The organism is Sphingobium sp. YBL2, from assembly GCF_000943805.1.
Lineage (GTDB): Bacteria > Pseudomonadota > Alphaproteobacteria > Sphingomonadales > Sphingomonadaceae > Sphingobium > Sphingobium fuliginis.
The window spans coordinates 1-15,869 of the sequence record NZ_CP010957.1; the positions used below are offsets into that span (position 1 = coordinate 1).

Consider the following 15,869-nt stretch of genomic DNA (forward strand, 5'->3'; position numbering starts at 1 on the left):
GCAGCCAAAATAATGCGCAGCAACATCGCCACGCCTTACGGAAATTGCGCGCCTACGCCGCGTTCCTTCGCATTATCGCCACCTCGCGATAAAGCCTGATCCACCGGAACATGGAGGATGCCCTCGAACTCACCGCCGTGGTCGACGGGCTTGAACACACAACCCTCAACAGCGGGGCCAAGGCCGCGGCCCGCTCGCGCTTTGAATCAACCAAGCAGCGCTTTTTTGGACAATTGCTTCTCAGCATGAAGCTGCCGACCGTGATCGGCGCTGTCGACTCCCATCTCAAGGCTGGCCAGTCGGTTGTCCTGCAACTGGTGACGACAGCGGAATCGATCCTCGATCGTCGGCTGGGCGACCTGTCCCCCCATGAGCGGGCAAATCTGGAAATCGATCTTTCTCCCCGCGAGTACGTGTAATGTTGAGATCCAGATTACAGGAATTCTTTGCAGTCCGCGATTATGTCGAGTCCGGCAGCCGGAGGCTCGGATTTGCGTCGGTTCGTCATGATTTCACTCCAGATAATATGAGCGTTGGGGGAATGTCCGGGGACGGGCTAGGCCCGCCTCCGAACGTCGGTAAGCATGGTGATCAGGGCATCGGATGGGGGCTTGAAGTGCCCGGGTTTGATGGCGGGGGCGCCGTGAGCCGCGAGGATTTGCAACTTCTCGTCGGGATCGGCGCGTAAATAGGCCTCGGTGCTCTGGATGCTGGCGTGGCCGAGCCATAACGCGACCTTGCGGATGTCCCCGGTCGCTGCGAGCGTGTGCATCGCACAGGAATGGCGCAACACGTGCGGCGTGACGCGCTTGCCAAGGATCGACGGCTGCTTCTCTGCCGCGGTCTTGACGTGCTCGGCCAAACGGAACGCAAACCCGTCGCGGGTCATCGGCTGCCCGTTGGCATTGAGGAATATCTCGGCGACCTCGGCGTCGGGGCGGATCGCAAGCCATGCGCGCAACGCGAACTGGGTCTCCTTCCAGAGCGGTAGGACCCGTTCACGCCGACTCTTGCCCATGATGTGCACGGTGGACAGGGAGCGGTTGGGAAAATCGCGCAGCTGCAGCGTTACGAGTTCCGACACTCGGAGCCCGCCAGCATAGGCCAGATGCAGCATTGCGCGATCACGGGTGCCAAGGCGTGTCCTGGGATCGGGGGCATCCAGCAATGCCTTGATCTCTGCCCGGTCGAGATAGTCGATGAGCGCCTTGTCAGTCTTCTTGCTTGGGATCGATCGAACCCGAAGCGCCTGGTCAAGACAAACCGGAACTCGATACTCGATGTACCGGAAGAAGGACCTGATCGCCGCCAACCTGCCATTGCGGGTGCGCACGGAGCTGCCGCGCTGGGCTTCGATATGGTCGAGAAATGCTAGGATTAGATCGATGCCGAGATCCTCGACCTCCAGATCGGTCGGTCGGCGCTTCAGCCGATCGGCAGCAAACCGGACTAGCAATACGAAGCAGTTGGCATAGGTCTTCACCGTGTGCGGGCTGACGGCGCGTTCCCGCGGCAGATGTTCGCGGAGGTATGCCGTGAGATGGGGAGCGAGCGCCGTCATGCCACTTCTCCCAGAAAGAGGTGTTCGCTCGCGGCAGCGATGTCGCGCAGCAGCACCGGGGTGGCTTCGAGATACCAATAGGTGTTGGCGATCGAGGCGTGCCCCAGATAGGCGCTGAGTCCGGCCATGTGATGCGCAACGGCCTCCCTGTCCGGCGAACACGACTCCAGCGAGCGCACGGCGAAAGTGTGCCGCAAATCGTGTAGCCGCATTCCGGTCGTACCGGTTGGTCCACGATAGCCGAGCTGTCGCGCCAGTCTGACGAACACGATATGAGCACGCACCTTGTGGGGTGCTCTTCCCCGGATCGTCACGAACAGGTCGCTGCCAGTAGCGCCGAGCCTTGCCCGGGTAGCGAGATAGGCTTCGAGCGCCTGACGGGTCGATGGCTGCAACGCTATCAGGCGCTGCTTGCCGAACTTGCCGTTGCGAATGATCAGGCCGTCTCCGCCCAGATCGTCGCATTGTAGCGCCAAGGCTTCGGAAATCCTGAGGCCCGTCGCAGCCAGCAGTCCAAACAGGCAATGGTAGGTATGAGGGCTGATCATGCCCATGGGCGGCAGGTCCAGTGCTGCTGCCATGATCGCCCGAACCTGTTCCGGTTCGATGATGGTCGGCGTGGGGCGCGGACGCTTGCCCCGACCGAAAACGCCCGCAGGTGGGACCTGGTGTCCTGAATCTTCGGCGTGGGCGAATAGGCTGAAGTTGCGAACCGTGTCGAACCGCCTTTGGGCCACGTTCTGCGAGCTCGATGTGTGGCACCAGTCGTATATCCGTCGGACCTTGGTCCGTCGGTCACCGAATCCTTCGGCGTATGCTGCGTAGAGTCTGAGCATCCGGTCCTGTTCGCGGAATTTCCGGCCCAGGCTGCGATGCAGCGCGACGTATCTGGAAATATGCGTGTTCAGCATGACAGATCTCCTGGCCAGGGCTGTGCGATCTTCATGAGCATCGGCAAATCGACCTTGGCGTAGATGGCAGTGGTCTCGGGCGAGCTGTGACGCAGGATGGTCCCGACGGACTCCAGGCCTGCGCCCGCGCGCAGCATGTTGGTGGCAAGCGAATGCCGGAATATGTGTGATCCGGTCGGCAGACCTTCGATCCCGCTTCGCTCCAATGTGCGTGCAACGATGCCGGCAATCTCAGCCGACGAGCTCAACGACCGAAACGGGGCATGCGCGCGCAGGAACAGGTGTCTGTCGATCGCCTTTGGACGAGCCGTCGACAGGTAGGCCAAGATCGCGTCGCCGACATCCTGGGGCAGTGGCAACCGCTCCGACCGTCGTGACTTGCCCTTGACTATCAAATGGCCGGAACGCCAATCGATGTCGTCGAGGCGCATATCCCGAATATCACTTGCCCGCAGGCCGAGCCTGGCAAGCAAGAGAATGATGGCCTTATCCCGGATCTGCACTGGCCGGTCAGTCGGACAGGCCGAAATGATCCTCTCGATCGTTGCCGGGTCAACATAGCGCGGCAATGTTGAAAGGCGGTATCGCTGCACAGAGGGTATCGCGTGCAGCAGTGCGGGACGGCATTGGCCTTGACCAATGAGAAAGCGAAGAAAGCTCCGCATGATCGTAACGAGCAGCGATACCGATCCCGGCGTCTCCTTGCTTCTTCGCGCGAATGCGCTTCGTAGACCGGCGGCATCCCACAGCACGGGTGCGCCAAGCATGGCTATCAACCGGTCGACCTCCGGCCGATACCGACGGATAGTCGCGTCGGTTGCGCCGCGATGCTGCTTGAGCCAACCGAGATAGGCCGCGACATCCGGATGTACTTCCAGCTTCGCTCCGACTGGCGCGATAGCACCGCGATCACGAAGAAACGCGACGAAGTGCCGAATGAAACGACGACGCCTCTTCATACCTGAAGAGGCCAACTTGCCGCGTTTGCGAAACGCCGGGCAGCGACAGTCGTGACCCGCGTATTGCTCGATCACCCCCTCATCGACTTCGGTCCAAGGTCGTCGCGACACGCGAAGCCAGATGGCGAAGTGCTCGGCCTCTGATCGATATGCTCCCGATAGCGCCTCAACGAGCTGGAGAGCATCGATCTGGTGCGAGTAGGCTGCCAGATGCCCACCGAGATCATCGATCCCATCGGCGACCACGATGTAGCCCTGATCTTCGAGAAACCGGATAAAGCGCCTGACACGCGCCGCAAGATCGGCCTTGTAGGCCGGCTCTTGCGCTGAATATCCCGGGCACCGGCATCGATGCTTCTCAAACCGGTGCGCGACGTGGTCGTCGAGCGTCTCGAGCGCAATCCCACGTAGTCCCAGCCAACTGAGAAAGTGGCGGACCGCTGCGCTGTACAGGACCGCACAAGCCGCCCCTTCGTCAACCGACAGAGAGGAGAGGAATGCGGTGAATAGGGCGTCGGGACTGGGCGGATCTTCAATCCTGCGCGGCGCGGGCCGAAACGACGCAAATGATCTTGTTGGCATGGTGGTTCCTTCGACGTGTTGAGGTCGAAGAACCCGTAATTATCTGGAGTGAAATCATGACGAACCGACGCAAATCCGAGCCTCCGGCTGCCGGACTCGACATAATCGCGGACTGCAAAGAATATATCATCGACTATCTGGAGCGTGCCTTTCCCATCCGTCAGATGCGCGTGTTTACAGACGATACCGGAACACCGCGCTCGATGCCGATGGTGGATGACAATGGCCATCCCGTCTACAATCCCGAGGCGCAGGCCGCGCGTGACGCGCTGATCGAGAAGCTCTGCGCGATGCCGCCGATCATGTCCGCGCTCGACGCGTTGCTCGAGCATTTTGGACATGACAATGTTGCCGAGGTTACGGGCCGCACCAAGCGACTGATCAGTGCGAGCGATGGGCGCCAGAAGCTCGAAAGCCGGTCTGCCCGCACCAGTCGGGCCGACGCGGCCGCCTTCATGGCCGGGAACAAGCGCATTCTCGTCTTCTCGGACGCCGGCGGCACGGGCCGCAGCTATCATGCCTCTCTGGACGCTGCCAATCAGGAGCAGCGCGTGCATCTGCTGCTCGAGCCGGGCTGGCGCGCGGATCGCGCTATCCAGGGTCTTGGCCGTACGCACAGGACGCACCAGGCCACGACCCCGCTGTTCCGGCCGGTGACAACAGACTGCAAGGGGGAGTTGCGTTTCACGAGCACCATCGCCCGGCGGCTCGACAGTCTTGGCGCGCTGACACGCGGCCAGAGGCAGACAGGCGGGCAGGGGCTCTTCGATCCCGCGGACAATCTCGAAAGCGAATATGCGCGCGCTGCGCTGCTTTCCTGGTTCGACCTTCTTGCAATGGGCAAGCTCACCAGTGTCACGCTCGACGACTTCCAGCATCGGACCGGCCTGGAGCTGGTGGACAAGGACGGCGTTCTCAAGGATGAGATGCCGCCTATCCAGCGTTGGCTCAATCGCGTTCTCGCGCTGCCGATTGCGCTTCAGAACACTATTTTCGACGAGTTCCTCGCCCTGATCGAGACACGTGTTTCGGCTGCACGCGAGGCTGGCCGTCTCGATGTCGGCGTCGAGACGATCATGGTCGACAAGGCGACGCTCATTGAGGATATCGTGCTGCGCACCGATCCGCTCACGGGCGCAACCTCGCATCTCCTCACCATCGAGATCGCCCGGCGCCGCAATCCGGTGTCGCTCGATCGGATCCTGCGGATCGCCGACGGTGATGGAAGCGCCGCCTTCATGATCAATCACAAGTCCGGGAAGGTGGCGCTGCGCACGCGGGCACGGGCGCTCATGGAGGAGAAGGAAGGAACCCCCATTCCCCGTGTCGAAATGATGCGGCCAACGCGAAGCGACTACATGCGTGAGCATGACCTGTTCGAATCTTCCTGGGAAGAGGTGGACCGGCAAGCTTTCAGCGCCATCTGGTCGACCGAGGTTGAGGCCGCGCGCCAGATTGTCGACAGCGAAACCGTCCGTCTGGCAACGGGGCTGTTGCTGCCGATCTGGTCGGCGCTACCCAGCGATCACCTCGCCGTCAACCGTATCGTCGATGCCGAAGGACGGTCCTGGCTCGGTCGCCTTGTGTTCGACGACCATGTGCCCCAACTCTATACCAAGCTGGGAATCGACTGTGCCGGTGCCTTGCCAGTGGAGGCTGTCGCCAAGGCGGTGAAGGCAGGCCGAACCATCGACATATCGCGGCCTTTTGCGCTCACAATCAGGCGTTCACTCGTCAACGGTTCGCCTCGGATTGAGCTTGCCGGCGCCCCCCATGACGGGCTGACCTGGCTCAAATCGATCGGCTGCTTCACCGAAGTGATCCAGTATCGAACAAGGGTGTTTGTCCCCATGGGATCGGCCGAGGCGGTCCTCGGCCTGCTGCTCGCCTAGGTCGTCGCGCCAACGCTGCTCAGAGCAGCATAAGAAAGTCCTGCCCGGTCGAGCCGGGCAGGCTCTCAAGTTTAACGGCCGGGACAAGGCTTTCGACTCGCTAGACCGTCGGGTCGCTCCCCTTTCTAACAGATCAGATCCCAGAAGCCTTGTATGAATGAGACGTGTATCACCAACCCCGTTCCCGTCGTGCGGTCAGGGCAGCAGCTTGCCATGTGGGCGCAGCACGAGCGTCTCTTCGGGATTGTCCAGTCGTTTGTTCGCTGGAGGCGCTGACGCCTCTATCGTCATACGCCTGACTGACGGCCCCCAACGGTCCAGGGCGGGAAAGGGAAGGGGGAGCGGAGCTGGTGTCCGGGCTGATCCGGACGTTTGATGGAGCTTTCCCATGACCACATCCGTAAAGCTTTCCAAGCTCACGCTTTCGTCGATCAACGTCCGCAAGCGGCCTGACGATTTGCTTGAGATTCCGCAGATGGCCGCCGATCTCGAGGCGCGGGGCGTCCTGCAGAACCTGCTCGTCACACCGGTCAAGAAGCCTCGTGGCACGTTCGAGGTGTTTGATGGCGGCCGCCGGCTGCGGGGCCTGCTGATGCTGGCGGACCGCGGCGTCATCGATCCCGAAACCTATGACGTTCCCGTCAAGGTGCTGGTCGGCGACGAGGCGACCTTGTCCGAAACCTCGACCGCGGCCAATTTCCACCAGCTCAAGATGACGCCGGCGGAAGAATGCCGCGCATTCCAATATTTCATCGGCCTCAACAACGACATTGACGGCGTCGCCAAGCGGTTCGGTCTCACGCGCCGTTTCGTTGAGGGCCGCCTGCGCCTCGCCACCTTGGCCGAGCCGATCTTCGAGGCGCTGAGCGAAGGCGCGATCACGCTCGATGTCGCCAAAGCCTATGCCTCGACCGAGAATCAGGAGAAGCAGCTTCTGGTCTGGACCAGTTATGGCACCACCTATTCCAATGCCGACACGATCAGGCGGGTCATTGCCAACGAGACCATGAAGTCGACGGACCCGGTCGCAATCCTGATCGGTGAGGACCGCTATGTCGAGGCCGGGGGCAAGGTCGACCGTGACCTGTTCAGTGAGAGCGGGGACAAATGGGTCAATCCCGACATCGCCCAGCGACTCGCCGCCGACGTCATGGAAGCCGAGGCCGGGCGTCTCGGTGAAGAACTCGGCCTTGCCTGGATTCGCCCGATCGCGTCCAACTACACGCACAGCGCCGCGGCCGGCCTCCATCGCGTCATGCTGCCCGCACCTGACCTCACCGACGAACAGCAGGTGCGGCTCGAGGAAATCTCAGCGCGGCAACAGGCGATCTCGGAAGAGATGGACGACGAGTCCCTGAGCGAAGATGCCTATAAGGCGCTCGATCAGGAATATGACGCACTCTCCGACGAGGAGCATGCGATCTACCATGTCGCCCCGGTGCTGCCTGACGAGCTCAAGCCTCAGGTCGGTGTCTTCCTCAAGCTTACGCCACAGGGCGAGATGGTGCTCGACACCGAATATTACAGCGAGGAACCTCTTCGCTTCAATGTCGCGGAGGACGCCGCGGAAGGGGATGAGGGGGACGCGGTCGGCAACCGTCCGGGCGGCATGGGCCGCGATCACACGCCTCCGCCGCCGGCTCCCGAAACCATCGCGCCGGGCGGCAAGCCGCTCAGCGCTCGCCTCTATGACGAACTCGCCATGCAGCGCCGCGACGTTCTGGCGGCCGCGTTGCTCAGCCATCCCGCGCTCGCGCTCGACTATGCGCTCTTCGTGATGATAGATGATCGCATGAGTTCGTTCAGCGCTTATGGGTCGACCATTCGCGCGCGTTCCGCGACCGACCCGGTGTCGGGCGAACAGCCGGCGACCCGGGCGCGCAGCTATCTCGCCGAAGCCCATGACGGGCTCGATGCGAACTGGACCGAGCACAAGTCGGAGGTCGAACGGTTCGAGGCGTTTCGTGCGCTCGATGACGATGGCAAGGCGGCCTGGCTCGCCTATATCGTTGCGATGTCGCTCGAGGCCAAGCCCAGCTACCGTGCCGAACAGTGCCCGCTCCACAACCGTCTCGCGACGATCATGGAGGTCGATGTCGCAAGCTGGTGGCGCCCCACCTCTGCGAACTTCTTCGATCGTGTCAGCAAGGGTTCGATCCTGACCCTGCTTGCCGACGTTGGCGGCGCTGCGCTTACCGCCCGGCACGCGACGATGAAGAAGTCGGAGATCTCCGAATCCTGCGCCAGGCTGTTTGCAGGCGAAGCGATAGTCGAACCCGAGGTGCGCGATGCCGCGCTCGCCTGGGTGCCCAATGCGATGAAGTTTCTCGACAAGGCCGACGCGCAGGATCTGGTCGTGGCCGATGGTGAGGGCGACGAGGACATCGGCGCGACCGCCGACGCAGCCGCCGACGAGCCGGACGTGGTGGACACCGACGGTACGGTTGCCGGCGACGGCGTAGCGGTTCAGCCCGGCGCCGACTTGGTCGCGCAGGGCGATGAGGAGAAGCCGGCGCTCGCGGCCTGACGCCTGACCTCTCCTGGATGACCGGCCGCTGGCGCTCCCCCGCGTCGGCGGCCAATTTCATGCATCCCTTCGCGCTCTATCGCGGGGCCTGACTCGCCGGTTGCCGGCACAGTTGAAAGTAATGCAGCTTCGCATTTTTCTATAGAAAGCCCGGAGAATGCTCATGACCACATTGACCCGTCACAGCGAGGGGACAAGTCACGTTCCGGAAGGATGTCCTGAAGCACCTCGGTATTCAGCCGGGTGGCAAGATCCAGCTCGATCTCCTTCCCGACGGCAGGGCCGTGCTCAAGGCAGACCAGCCTCGGGGGACCTGGAAAGATATCGCCGGCATGCTCAAGGGGAAGGGCAATGGCGCCCGCCTTTCGATCGACGCGTTGAACGACGCAATAGCCGATGTCGGCTCCGATGGTGGTGCTACCGGGATCGAGCGCAAATGAAGGCGACGCTCGACACGAATGTCCGGAGGCCGCGAGCACCGTTTAATCCCTGGCGGATGTCGCCGGCAAAGGGTGGCATTGGGTGGATGACATTGCATGATCACTCTAACGAATGGGGTGACGAGTGAGCTTCCCTTATCGGCCGACGTCCTCCGACATCTTGGTGCCGCATACGGCGGTAAGCTTCGTCTCAGGCTGATGTCCGATGGCCGGGCGGACCTCACGGTCGATCGGTCTGGAGGATCCTGAGACGAGATCAGCGGCATATGGAAGACCAGGGGGAACGGAAAACGCCATTCGATCGACGATATGAGCGCTTCTGCTGGCGATGGCGGCGCCAACTGATCGACCGTGCCCGCAAGGACACCAATCGCCGCCGCCGATACAATGCTGAGTGGCTCGAACCGAATAGTGGTGCTCGACGCGCGCTCGCCCCCGCGACCCAATGAGAACGATCCGGAAAAGGGTGAGGGGGAGCGATCACGACGAAGGGGAGCGGGATGGGCCCGGCTCCATCAGCGTCGAGAACCTCCATGAATCAGCTCAAGCGCTCCACCCGCGATGTCGCCGCCGAAATCACCGATCTTATCATTCGCAAGCTTGAAGAAGGCGTCCCGCCCTGGTCGCGTCCCTGGCGCTGCAACGGCGCGGGCGGTCGACCGCTTCGTCATTGCGGCACTCCGTACAGCGGCGTTAATACGCTTTACCTGTGGGCGCTAGGCGATGCCGAAGGCTATCGCTCGCGTTACTGGATGACGTATCGCCAGGCCGAGGCGCTTGGCGGCAGCGTCCGGCGCGGCGAAACTGGGGTCGTCTCGGTCTATTATTCCTCCTTCAAGAAGCAGGAGCAGCACCCGGAAACCGGGCGATCGGTCGAGCGCAACATCCGCTTTCTGCGCCATTACATCGTCTTCAATGCCGACCAGGTGGATGGATTACCCGCCTATTTCTATGCGCCTACTGAACCGGATGTGCCGATCCTCCCTTCGTTACGACAGCACGCGATCGATGCTTTCTTCGCCGCAATCCCGGCAGAGGTACGCCACGGCGGCAACCAGGCCTATTTCACGCCCACCTTCGACTATATCCAAATGCCCAGCCGTAGCGCGTTCCGCAGCATGGACCTCTATGCCTCGACCCGTTGCCATGAGACTGTTCACTGGTCGGGCCATGCGAGCCGCCTCGCGCGAACCTTCGGCAAGCGGTTCGGCGACCGTGCCTATGCATTCGAAGAGCTCGTTGCCGAGATCGGGGCAGGACTGTGCTGCGCCGATCTTGGATTGCCAAACTTCCTGCACGATAGCCATGCAAGCTATGTCGGTCATTGGCTGACGATCCTGCGCGGCGACAAGACCGCCATCATCCACGCCGCAGCAAAGGCGGAGCAGGCGTTCGCCTACCTCAAGAGCTTCGCCGCCAAAGATGGCGTTGCCGATCGCTCAGAGCCGGAACGTGCCGTCGCACTGGCCGCCTGACCGGCTGCGGCGGCTACGCCCCTTTTCACCCCTCGAACCAGAAGGAAGGATCCCCACCATGGGATGGCTCTTCATGCCGTTCAGCTCGATGGGCGGCCACAAGTCGGCCAAGGCCTATCTCGATGCCCAGCTCACCTACGAGCGTACCCAGGAAGACGGGATCAGGCGTGGCCTGCGCGTGCTTGCGTCGTCCTGTCCCCGCAATCGCACCTATTATGCCGCTGCCCAGGAGCTGGTCGATGGCGTGCCCGGGAAAGTCTTTGCAGTTGTCTGTCTGGTGCGCTGGAACCCGCGTTCCAGTGACGGCCACCAATTCGGCTATAAGGACCTCAGCGAAAATATGGGGCCGTACGAAAGCGACTGCCCATCCTCGATCCTCGACCTCCTCAGTCCGACCGAGAATGCCTATGCGCTCGACTGGCGCGCGCGTTGCCGCGCGAATCTCGATCGCCGGGTGCGCAAGCTCGCCGATGGCGATCGCATTCGTCTCGCCGAGCCGATGACCTTTACCGACGGACATGTTGCACAGGAGTTTATCGTCTGCAAACGCGGCCGCAGAGTCGTGTTGCGCGATCCCGGCAATGGCTGCTTCTACCGGATCAGCCGCCTCATGGAGCGTGCCTGGTCGATCACCCCGGTCACACGAGTGCACAAGACGGTGTTCGCCTGACTGTCACGCCCCCCTATGAAATGGATCATGACATGATACGCGCCGTCGATACGGGGAGCCTGTCACCCAAGCGCCAGATGCTTTGCAGCCGGGACAATGCCCTGCGTGTGGCAGAGCAGATTTTCGACCAGTCCCTGTGCAAGGTAAGTGTGTTGAGCACTGGCGATCCATTGCAGCCCTATCGTGTATCGACCGATCCGCAGGCTTTGGATCGCATCATTCTGGAGATGGTCGCATGACATGGTTGATCACCGGCGTTCCTACCGAATTCATCAGCAATAGGAATGGCACAGCGTCAAGGCTTGCTTCTCGCACACGGCCAACTACGCATGGCATTTTGGGAAAGGGGCGATCTCGATCGCGTGGATCGGTGCCTTCTCCATCATCGCTTCGAAAGGCAGCGCTTCACGCCGCGGATACATGGTGCTTCTCCCGGGTCACTCTCGGTCATCGCTTTTACGGCGGGCATTCTGCCGGTCGTGGGCACGGCCGCCCGCGATGGTGACCCCGAAGAACAGGATCAGCAATAATATCGAAATGACGACGATCGCGACTATGGCCATGCTTGGTTCCTCTGCAAGTATCTGTGATTGCTAACGCATGTGCGGACCTGATTCCGCTGCCGGGGCGTATGGCGCGCAAGCCCGTCGGACCGTCAGCACCAGCCATCCCACAATATGTCCGTGAGGGCTCCGCGGTGCAGGCTCTTGGTCGTCAGGCTCGAGCGCTTGCTCATGGCTGCACCGTTCCGAATTTTTTCTCGCGTCAGGCGGACAATTGTCGAACGGTGACACCATAAGATCCGGCACATGAAACTCCCGCAGGCTGTCACCCGGTTCGAGCGGGCTTGCTCAGCATCATACAAAACTCACTTCATGGTTGTTAAGAGTGAGATTTGATGCATAAAACATCATGCGACAGGGATTGTTTTTCTTGAGGAGGCTTCAAGCCAGCGGCTGCCGAAAGTCCGTCTCCGCCTGCCTGCGCAGATGCCTTGCTGGCACTGACTGAATTCGAAGCGAGACCCCGTGGTGTTATTTTGGCGCAGGGTCTGCCACAGAAAAATATGTCGGTACGGCTACGGGCATTCGCTCAATAAACGGAAAACGTGGCTCGTCCCGTTCGCTGCTGCAACGCAGCAGCCTTGACCCAAGCCGGTTCAGCCCTCGAACGCAGGATCGATCCACCAGGATCTCCCCAGCGGGAAATCTTCGTCCATCGAAACCATTGGCCCATCGGGTTCGTCTCCGACATATGGCGTGCGCAAGGGGCGAATGCACACCCGACGCTGGCGCATCTGGCCGGCCACACGGCCCCGTCCTTCCAGCACATCTTCCAGCCACATGAGGTCGTCGAGCATCTCGACCACGCCGCGGCCCGCAAGACAGAAATAAATGCAGCGCTGGAAATCATCGCCCGTCGAATTGCTGAGGATGCCGACAAGCTTCCGCTTGCCGCCATGCTCACCTTCATGAATCCAGCTCACCGCCTCACGCAGTTCGCGTACCGAATAATAGGCGTCCTCCACATGGATGCCGATTGCTGCATTCGCGATCATTCGGCGCGACGGTGTGTTCTGCTCGTCGAGGGCTGCATCGCGCAGGGTAATGTCGAGATCGAATTGTGCGAGGAAAAGGCTCTGGGCATGAGACATGGCTGATTTCTCCGTGTAAAGAACATATCATGAACATGCACTGCGTCAACAAGCTTGATCGCGAGCCTCTCAGTTTCCCGAAATTGCGGGTCCGCAGCCTTTGCCGAGATGGTGTAGATTCAGGTAATTCGGATTGAACTCGGCAACCTCGCACAGGCGGGCCAAGTCCAATATGCGCATGGTGTTTTGCTCCCTTTCGATCAACCCATCTTCCCTGAGGCGCTTCATCACGCGATTGACGTGCACGCTCGTCAGGCCGACGGCATCCGCCAGGTCCTGCTGCGTGAGCGGCAGATCGAAGCGATCCTCCTCCGCGCGACCCACGATCCTCAGTCGCAGGTGGAGCTCACATAACAGGTGCGCCGTGCTTGCATAAGCATCCTTTCGCCCGCTGTTGACCAGCCAGCGGCGCAGGATCGCCTCATCAACCAAGGTAGCACGCCAAAAAGCTCGGGTGAGCAGTGGCGTGGATCGGGTGATAGAATCGATCGCTGTCTTGTCGACATAGCCCACCATGCAATCGGTGATAGCAACGATACTATGGTCCATGGCGGCCAGTGTCGTTACATGTATGTCACAGAAATCACCCGGGATGAGGAATGCGGTTATTCGACGACCGCCGTTGGCGGTGATCGAATAACGGGCTGCCCACCCGTCGATAATGAGGTGAACATGCTGCGGATCGGTCCCTTCCGAGATAATGTCGTGCGCCTTCGGCGTCGTCATGGTCGACCGGCAAAGGGAGTTGGCACGCTCCTCTTCCTGCTCCGTGAGATGCTCCACGGACCCCAGTTTGAGAATGAGCGGACTTTTCAACGGATAATCCAGCCTGAGTTACTCAGCCAATATTCCATATGCAGTATATACCTCACGATGGCGCGCTATTATTTCCACGTGCGTGATCGTTCGGGCATTTCCCTTGATCCAGAAGGGGTGTTGTTGCCAGATTTCGCGGCCGCGCGCGATTATGCGATCGCCGGCGCGCGCTCGTTGATCTGCGAAGAGATCAGCCGTGGTGTACTGGATCTTGGCGGTTCGATTCAGATCGCAGACGAGCACGGTCAAACGATCTTCATCCTGTCGTTCGACGAGGCCGTTTCGCATCCCGAGGATTAATCAGTCAGTCGCAAGGGACGGCTGTTTTGGGGGCGCCCATGGACGTGGCGGACGCCGACGCGCGGCATAAGCTTCACGGACTTGCCGTGATTGGCGCCCACCTGGTCGAACCACCCGCCACAAACTGGCTCGGAGAGGGCGCTCGCCACCTGTCGATTCTTCGTGTTTGCGCCTCGGCATGTCGCCGACGGCATCGGAACGGTGGCTAGGAAGTCTTCAGCAGGTGATGGCGCCATTCAGGCTGTACCCGGGAAAAAGGGGAGGGGGAAGGAGTGCGCGAGCGAATGAACCGCTCAAATTTCCGGAGGACCCATGAGCTACGATGTCACCTTCCGCTACAGCCAGGCCTTAGACCCGAGCGCACTGGTCACAATTGAGACCTCGCTCCACGCGATCCAGGCCGCCATCACCGATTGCCGCAATGCCGGGCTTCCTGTCGAAACCGACCCCGCCGTCATTCTGCTTGTGCGCCACCTGTCGCAGATCGGCGCGCAGCGGACCGACGACGCGGATCTTCGCCGCGCCTGTATCGCGCAGGTCGAAGAACTTCGCGGCAGGCCGATGCTCAAGATCCTGGCGCTCCGTGGGGTCGCCTATGATGCACCGGCCAAGCGCCTCTTCCATGCCCAGGGCCGGACGGCCATGCGCCGTCTTGCAGCAGCTCTTGCCCTCGAGGATGGCAGTTTCGACATTCGCTCAAACAAGGCCGGTCCCGCCGTCTCGGGCGATGTCACGCTCCACGGGGAGAGCATCTGGGTCCAGCTGTCGCTTGGTCCGTTCGGACCTGGCCGCGAGGTCTGCTTTCGCAAAGTGCAGGACCGGCACGACCATATTGGTCAGCGCAACTATTGGGCGTCGGTCCGGGACCTCCTTGAACCTGAGCAGTTCGCAATGCGCATTCGTCAGGAATTGAGGCTTTCCGCATCCGCCCCCGACGCGCCGCGCCTGGTCGCGTGATGCACGCCCACGCCGCGAAGTTCGCTGCGCGCAGCAGCCGCATCACGACCTCAATCTTTCATCCTGGAGCCCGGTCGTGCGCGTCGTTTGCATGGGCGGCGCTCGGTGCGCAGATTGGCTGCGCGAGATCGGAGTCTTCCCATGAACGCGACCGCTTTTCCTTCGCTCCTGCGGATTCCCGATACCATCCAGATTCACCCGCCGGCACCGGTCGTCCTTGCATATGGCATGGGCGTAGACAGCACTGCCCTGCTTGTCGAACTTGAAAGCCGCGGCACTCCGCCCGACCTCGTGCTCAGCGCCGACACGGGTGCCGAGAAGCCCGAAACTTACGACTACCAGGTCATGATAGCCGCCTGGATGGCGGCGCGCGGCATTCCCTATGAGGTGGTCCGCTATGTGCCCCGACGCTTCAAGCATTGGCCGCCTTATTACGACATCCTCGCCAATGTCCTCACCAACGCGACCTTGCCGAGTATTTCGCTTGGCGGCAAATCCTGCAGTCTGAAATGGAAGGCGGCGCCTCAGGAGAAGTTCCTGAAATCCTGGACTCCCGCCAAGGCCGCCTGGTCGCGCGGTCAGAAGGTCGTCCGTCTGATCGGGTTCGACGCCTCACCGCAGGACACGCGCCGCTACACCCATGCCGCCTCGATCACCAACAACCTCTTCGATACCCGTTACCCTCTGCGCGAATGGGGCTGGGACCGCGCCCTTTGCACCGCGCGTATCGAGGCGGCCGGACTTCCCGTGCCGCCCAAGTCAAGTTGCTTCATCTGTGGCGCCATGAAGCCTGACGAAGTCCGCACGCTGCCCGCCTGGTGCTTGCGGCTCATCGTTCTCGTCGAGGCCCGTGCCGCGCCGCGCCTTCGCACCGTCGAGGGTCTTTGGCGCCGTTCGACCAAGACCCGCCCAGGCCGAATGACCGACTTCATCCGTGCGGAGGCGCTGCTGCCCGAGACCGAGATCGACGCGATCATCCGCGATGCGCCTGCCGATCTCGTTCGCTTTCAGGACATCGCCGCCCTCGTGCCCCTGGCCGAGCGGCCTGCCATGTCCGACTGGCTGGAGACTTTCAATGGCGGTCGCCTCACGAGATGAAGCCATTGCACCTCCCGGGGACCGGGC

The 15,869-nt window shown here is 61.5% G+C and carries 15 protein-coding genes and 1 pseudogene; 10 read left to right on the forward strand and 6 right to left on the reverse strand.

Features of this window, described 5'->3' with window-relative positions; translation table 11 throughout:
- Positions 1-137 precede the first annotated feature (137 nt).
- Positions 138-419: a methylase gene (locus TZ53_RS23500; protein WP_443216159.1), complete on the forward strand. Its 282-nt coding sequence runs from the start codon at positions 138-140 to the stop codon at positions 417-419.
- Positions 420-556: 137 nt separating this feature from the next.
- On the opposite strand, the gene TZ53_RS23505 is transcribed toward TZ53_RS23500, so the two are convergent.
- From TZ53_RS23505 to TZ53_RS23515, 3 genes are read right to left on the reverse strand one after another with little or no spacing between them, the layout of a single operon-like run.
- Entirely contained in the window at positions 557-1,561 is a 1,005-nt protein-coding gene (locus tag TZ53_RS23505; RefSeq protein WP_044663244.1) for a tyrosine-type recombinase/integrase, read from the reverse strand.
- On the reverse strand, positions 1,558-2,472 hold the full coding sequence (locus tag TZ53_RS23510) for a tyrosine-type recombinase/integrase (RefSeq protein WP_044663245.1): 915 nt from the start codon (positions 2,470-2,472) through the stop codon (positions 1,558-1,560). Before TZ53_RS23510 ends, TZ53_RS23505 begins: the two co-directional genes overlap by 4 nt.
- Positions 2,466-4,013: a tyrosine-type recombinase/integrase gene (locus TZ53_RS23515; protein ID WP_044663246.1), complete on the reverse strand. Its 1,548-nt coding sequence runs from the start codon at positions 4,011-4,013 to the stop codon at positions 2,466-2,468. The genes TZ53_RS23510 and TZ53_RS23515 overlap by 7 nt, the downstream gene beginning before the upstream one ends.
- Before the next feature lie 203 nt (positions 4,014-4,216).
- Between TZ53_RS23515 and TZ53_RS23520 the strand changes: the two genes are divergently transcribed.
- From TZ53_RS23520 to TZ53_RS23545, 6 genes and pseudogenes are all read left to right on the forward strand, one after another.
- Entirely contained in the window at positions 4,217-5,905 is a 1,689-nt protein-coding gene (locus TZ53_RS23520; protein WP_443216157.1) for a strawberry notch C-terminal domain-containing protein, read from the forward strand.
- Positions 5,906-6,293: 388 nt separating this feature from the next.
- A complete protein-coding gene (locus TZ53_RS23525; protein WP_044663338.1) occupies positions 6,294-8,432 on the forward strand; it encodes a ParB/RepB/Spo0J family partition protein in 2,139 nt (712 codons plus the stop codon).
- A 163-nt stretch (positions 8,433-8,595) separates the two neighbouring features.
- A pseudogene (locus tag TZ53_RS23530) lies at positions 8,596-8,872 on the forward strand (AbrB/MazE/SpoVT family DNA-binding domain-containing protein).
- 533 nt (positions 8,873-9,405) lie between these two features.
- A complete protein-coding gene (locus TZ53_RS23535; RefSeq protein WP_044663339.1) occupies positions 9,406-10,347 on the forward strand; it encodes an ArdC family protein in 942 nt (313 codons plus the stop codon).
- A gap of 58 nt (positions 10,348-10,405) precedes the next feature.
- Positions 10,406-11,017 carry a DUF6927 domain-containing protein gene (locus TZ53_RS23540; protein ID WP_044663340.1) on the forward strand — a complete coding sequence of 204 codons (612 nt, stop codon included), beginning with the start codon at positions 10,406-10,408 and terminating at the stop codon, positions 11,015-11,017.
- Positions 11,018-11,049: 32 nt separating this feature from the next.
- Complete coding sequence (locus TZ53_RS23545) at positions 11,050-11,256, forward strand: hypothetical protein (protein ID WP_044663563.1); 207 nt, start codon at positions 11,050-11,052, stop codon at positions 11,254-11,256.
- A gap of 198 nt (positions 11,257-11,454) precedes the next feature.
- On the opposite strand, the gene TZ53_RS27810 is transcribed toward TZ53_RS23545, so the two are convergent.
- The 3 genes from TZ53_RS27810 to TZ53_RS23555 all read right to left on the reverse strand — a co-directional run bounded on the left by TZ53_RS27810 (position 11,455) and on the right by TZ53_RS23555 (position 13,454).
- The gene (locus TZ53_RS27810) at positions 11,455-11,580 is read right to left on the reverse strand and encodes a hypothetical protein (protein ID WP_272947357.1); all 126 of its coding nucleotides are present in this window, start codon (positions 11,578-11,580) and stop codon (positions 11,455-11,457) included.
- A 596-nt stretch (positions 11,581-12,176) separates the two neighbouring features.
- Positions 12,177-12,671: a hypothetical protein gene (locus TZ53_RS23550; RefSeq protein ID WP_044663341.1), complete on the reverse strand. Its 495-nt coding sequence runs from the start codon at positions 12,669-12,671 to the stop codon at positions 12,177-12,179.
- 69 nt (positions 12,672-12,740) lie between these two features.
- Entirely contained in the window at positions 12,741-13,454 is a 714-nt protein-coding gene (locus TZ53_RS23555) for a Crp/Fnr family transcriptional regulator (RefSeq protein WP_172668342.1), read from the reverse strand.
- A gap of 90 nt (positions 13,455-13,544) precedes the next feature.
- Between TZ53_RS23555 and TZ53_RS23560 the strand changes: the two genes are divergently transcribed.
- From TZ53_RS23560 to TZ53_RS23570, 3 genes are all read left to right on the forward strand, one after another.
- Positions 13,545-13,787 carry a DUF6894 family protein gene (locus TZ53_RS23560; RefSeq protein ID WP_044663343.1) on the forward strand — a complete coding sequence of 81 codons (243 nt, stop codon included), beginning with the start codon at positions 13,545-13,547 and terminating at the stop codon, positions 13,785-13,787.
- 312 nt (positions 13,788-14,099) lie between these two features.
- A complete protein-coding gene (locus TZ53_RS23565; protein WP_044663344.1) occupies positions 14,100-14,744 on the forward strand; it encodes a hypothetical protein in 645 nt (214 codons plus the stop codon).
- A gap of 141 nt (positions 14,745-14,885) precedes the next feature.
- Positions 14,886-15,842 carry a hypothetical protein gene (locus tag TZ53_RS23570; protein WP_044663345.1) on the forward strand — a complete coding sequence of 319 codons (957 nt, stop codon included), beginning with the start codon at positions 14,886-14,888 and terminating at the stop codon, positions 15,840-15,842.
- Positions 15,843-15,869: the final 27 nt, after the last annotated feature.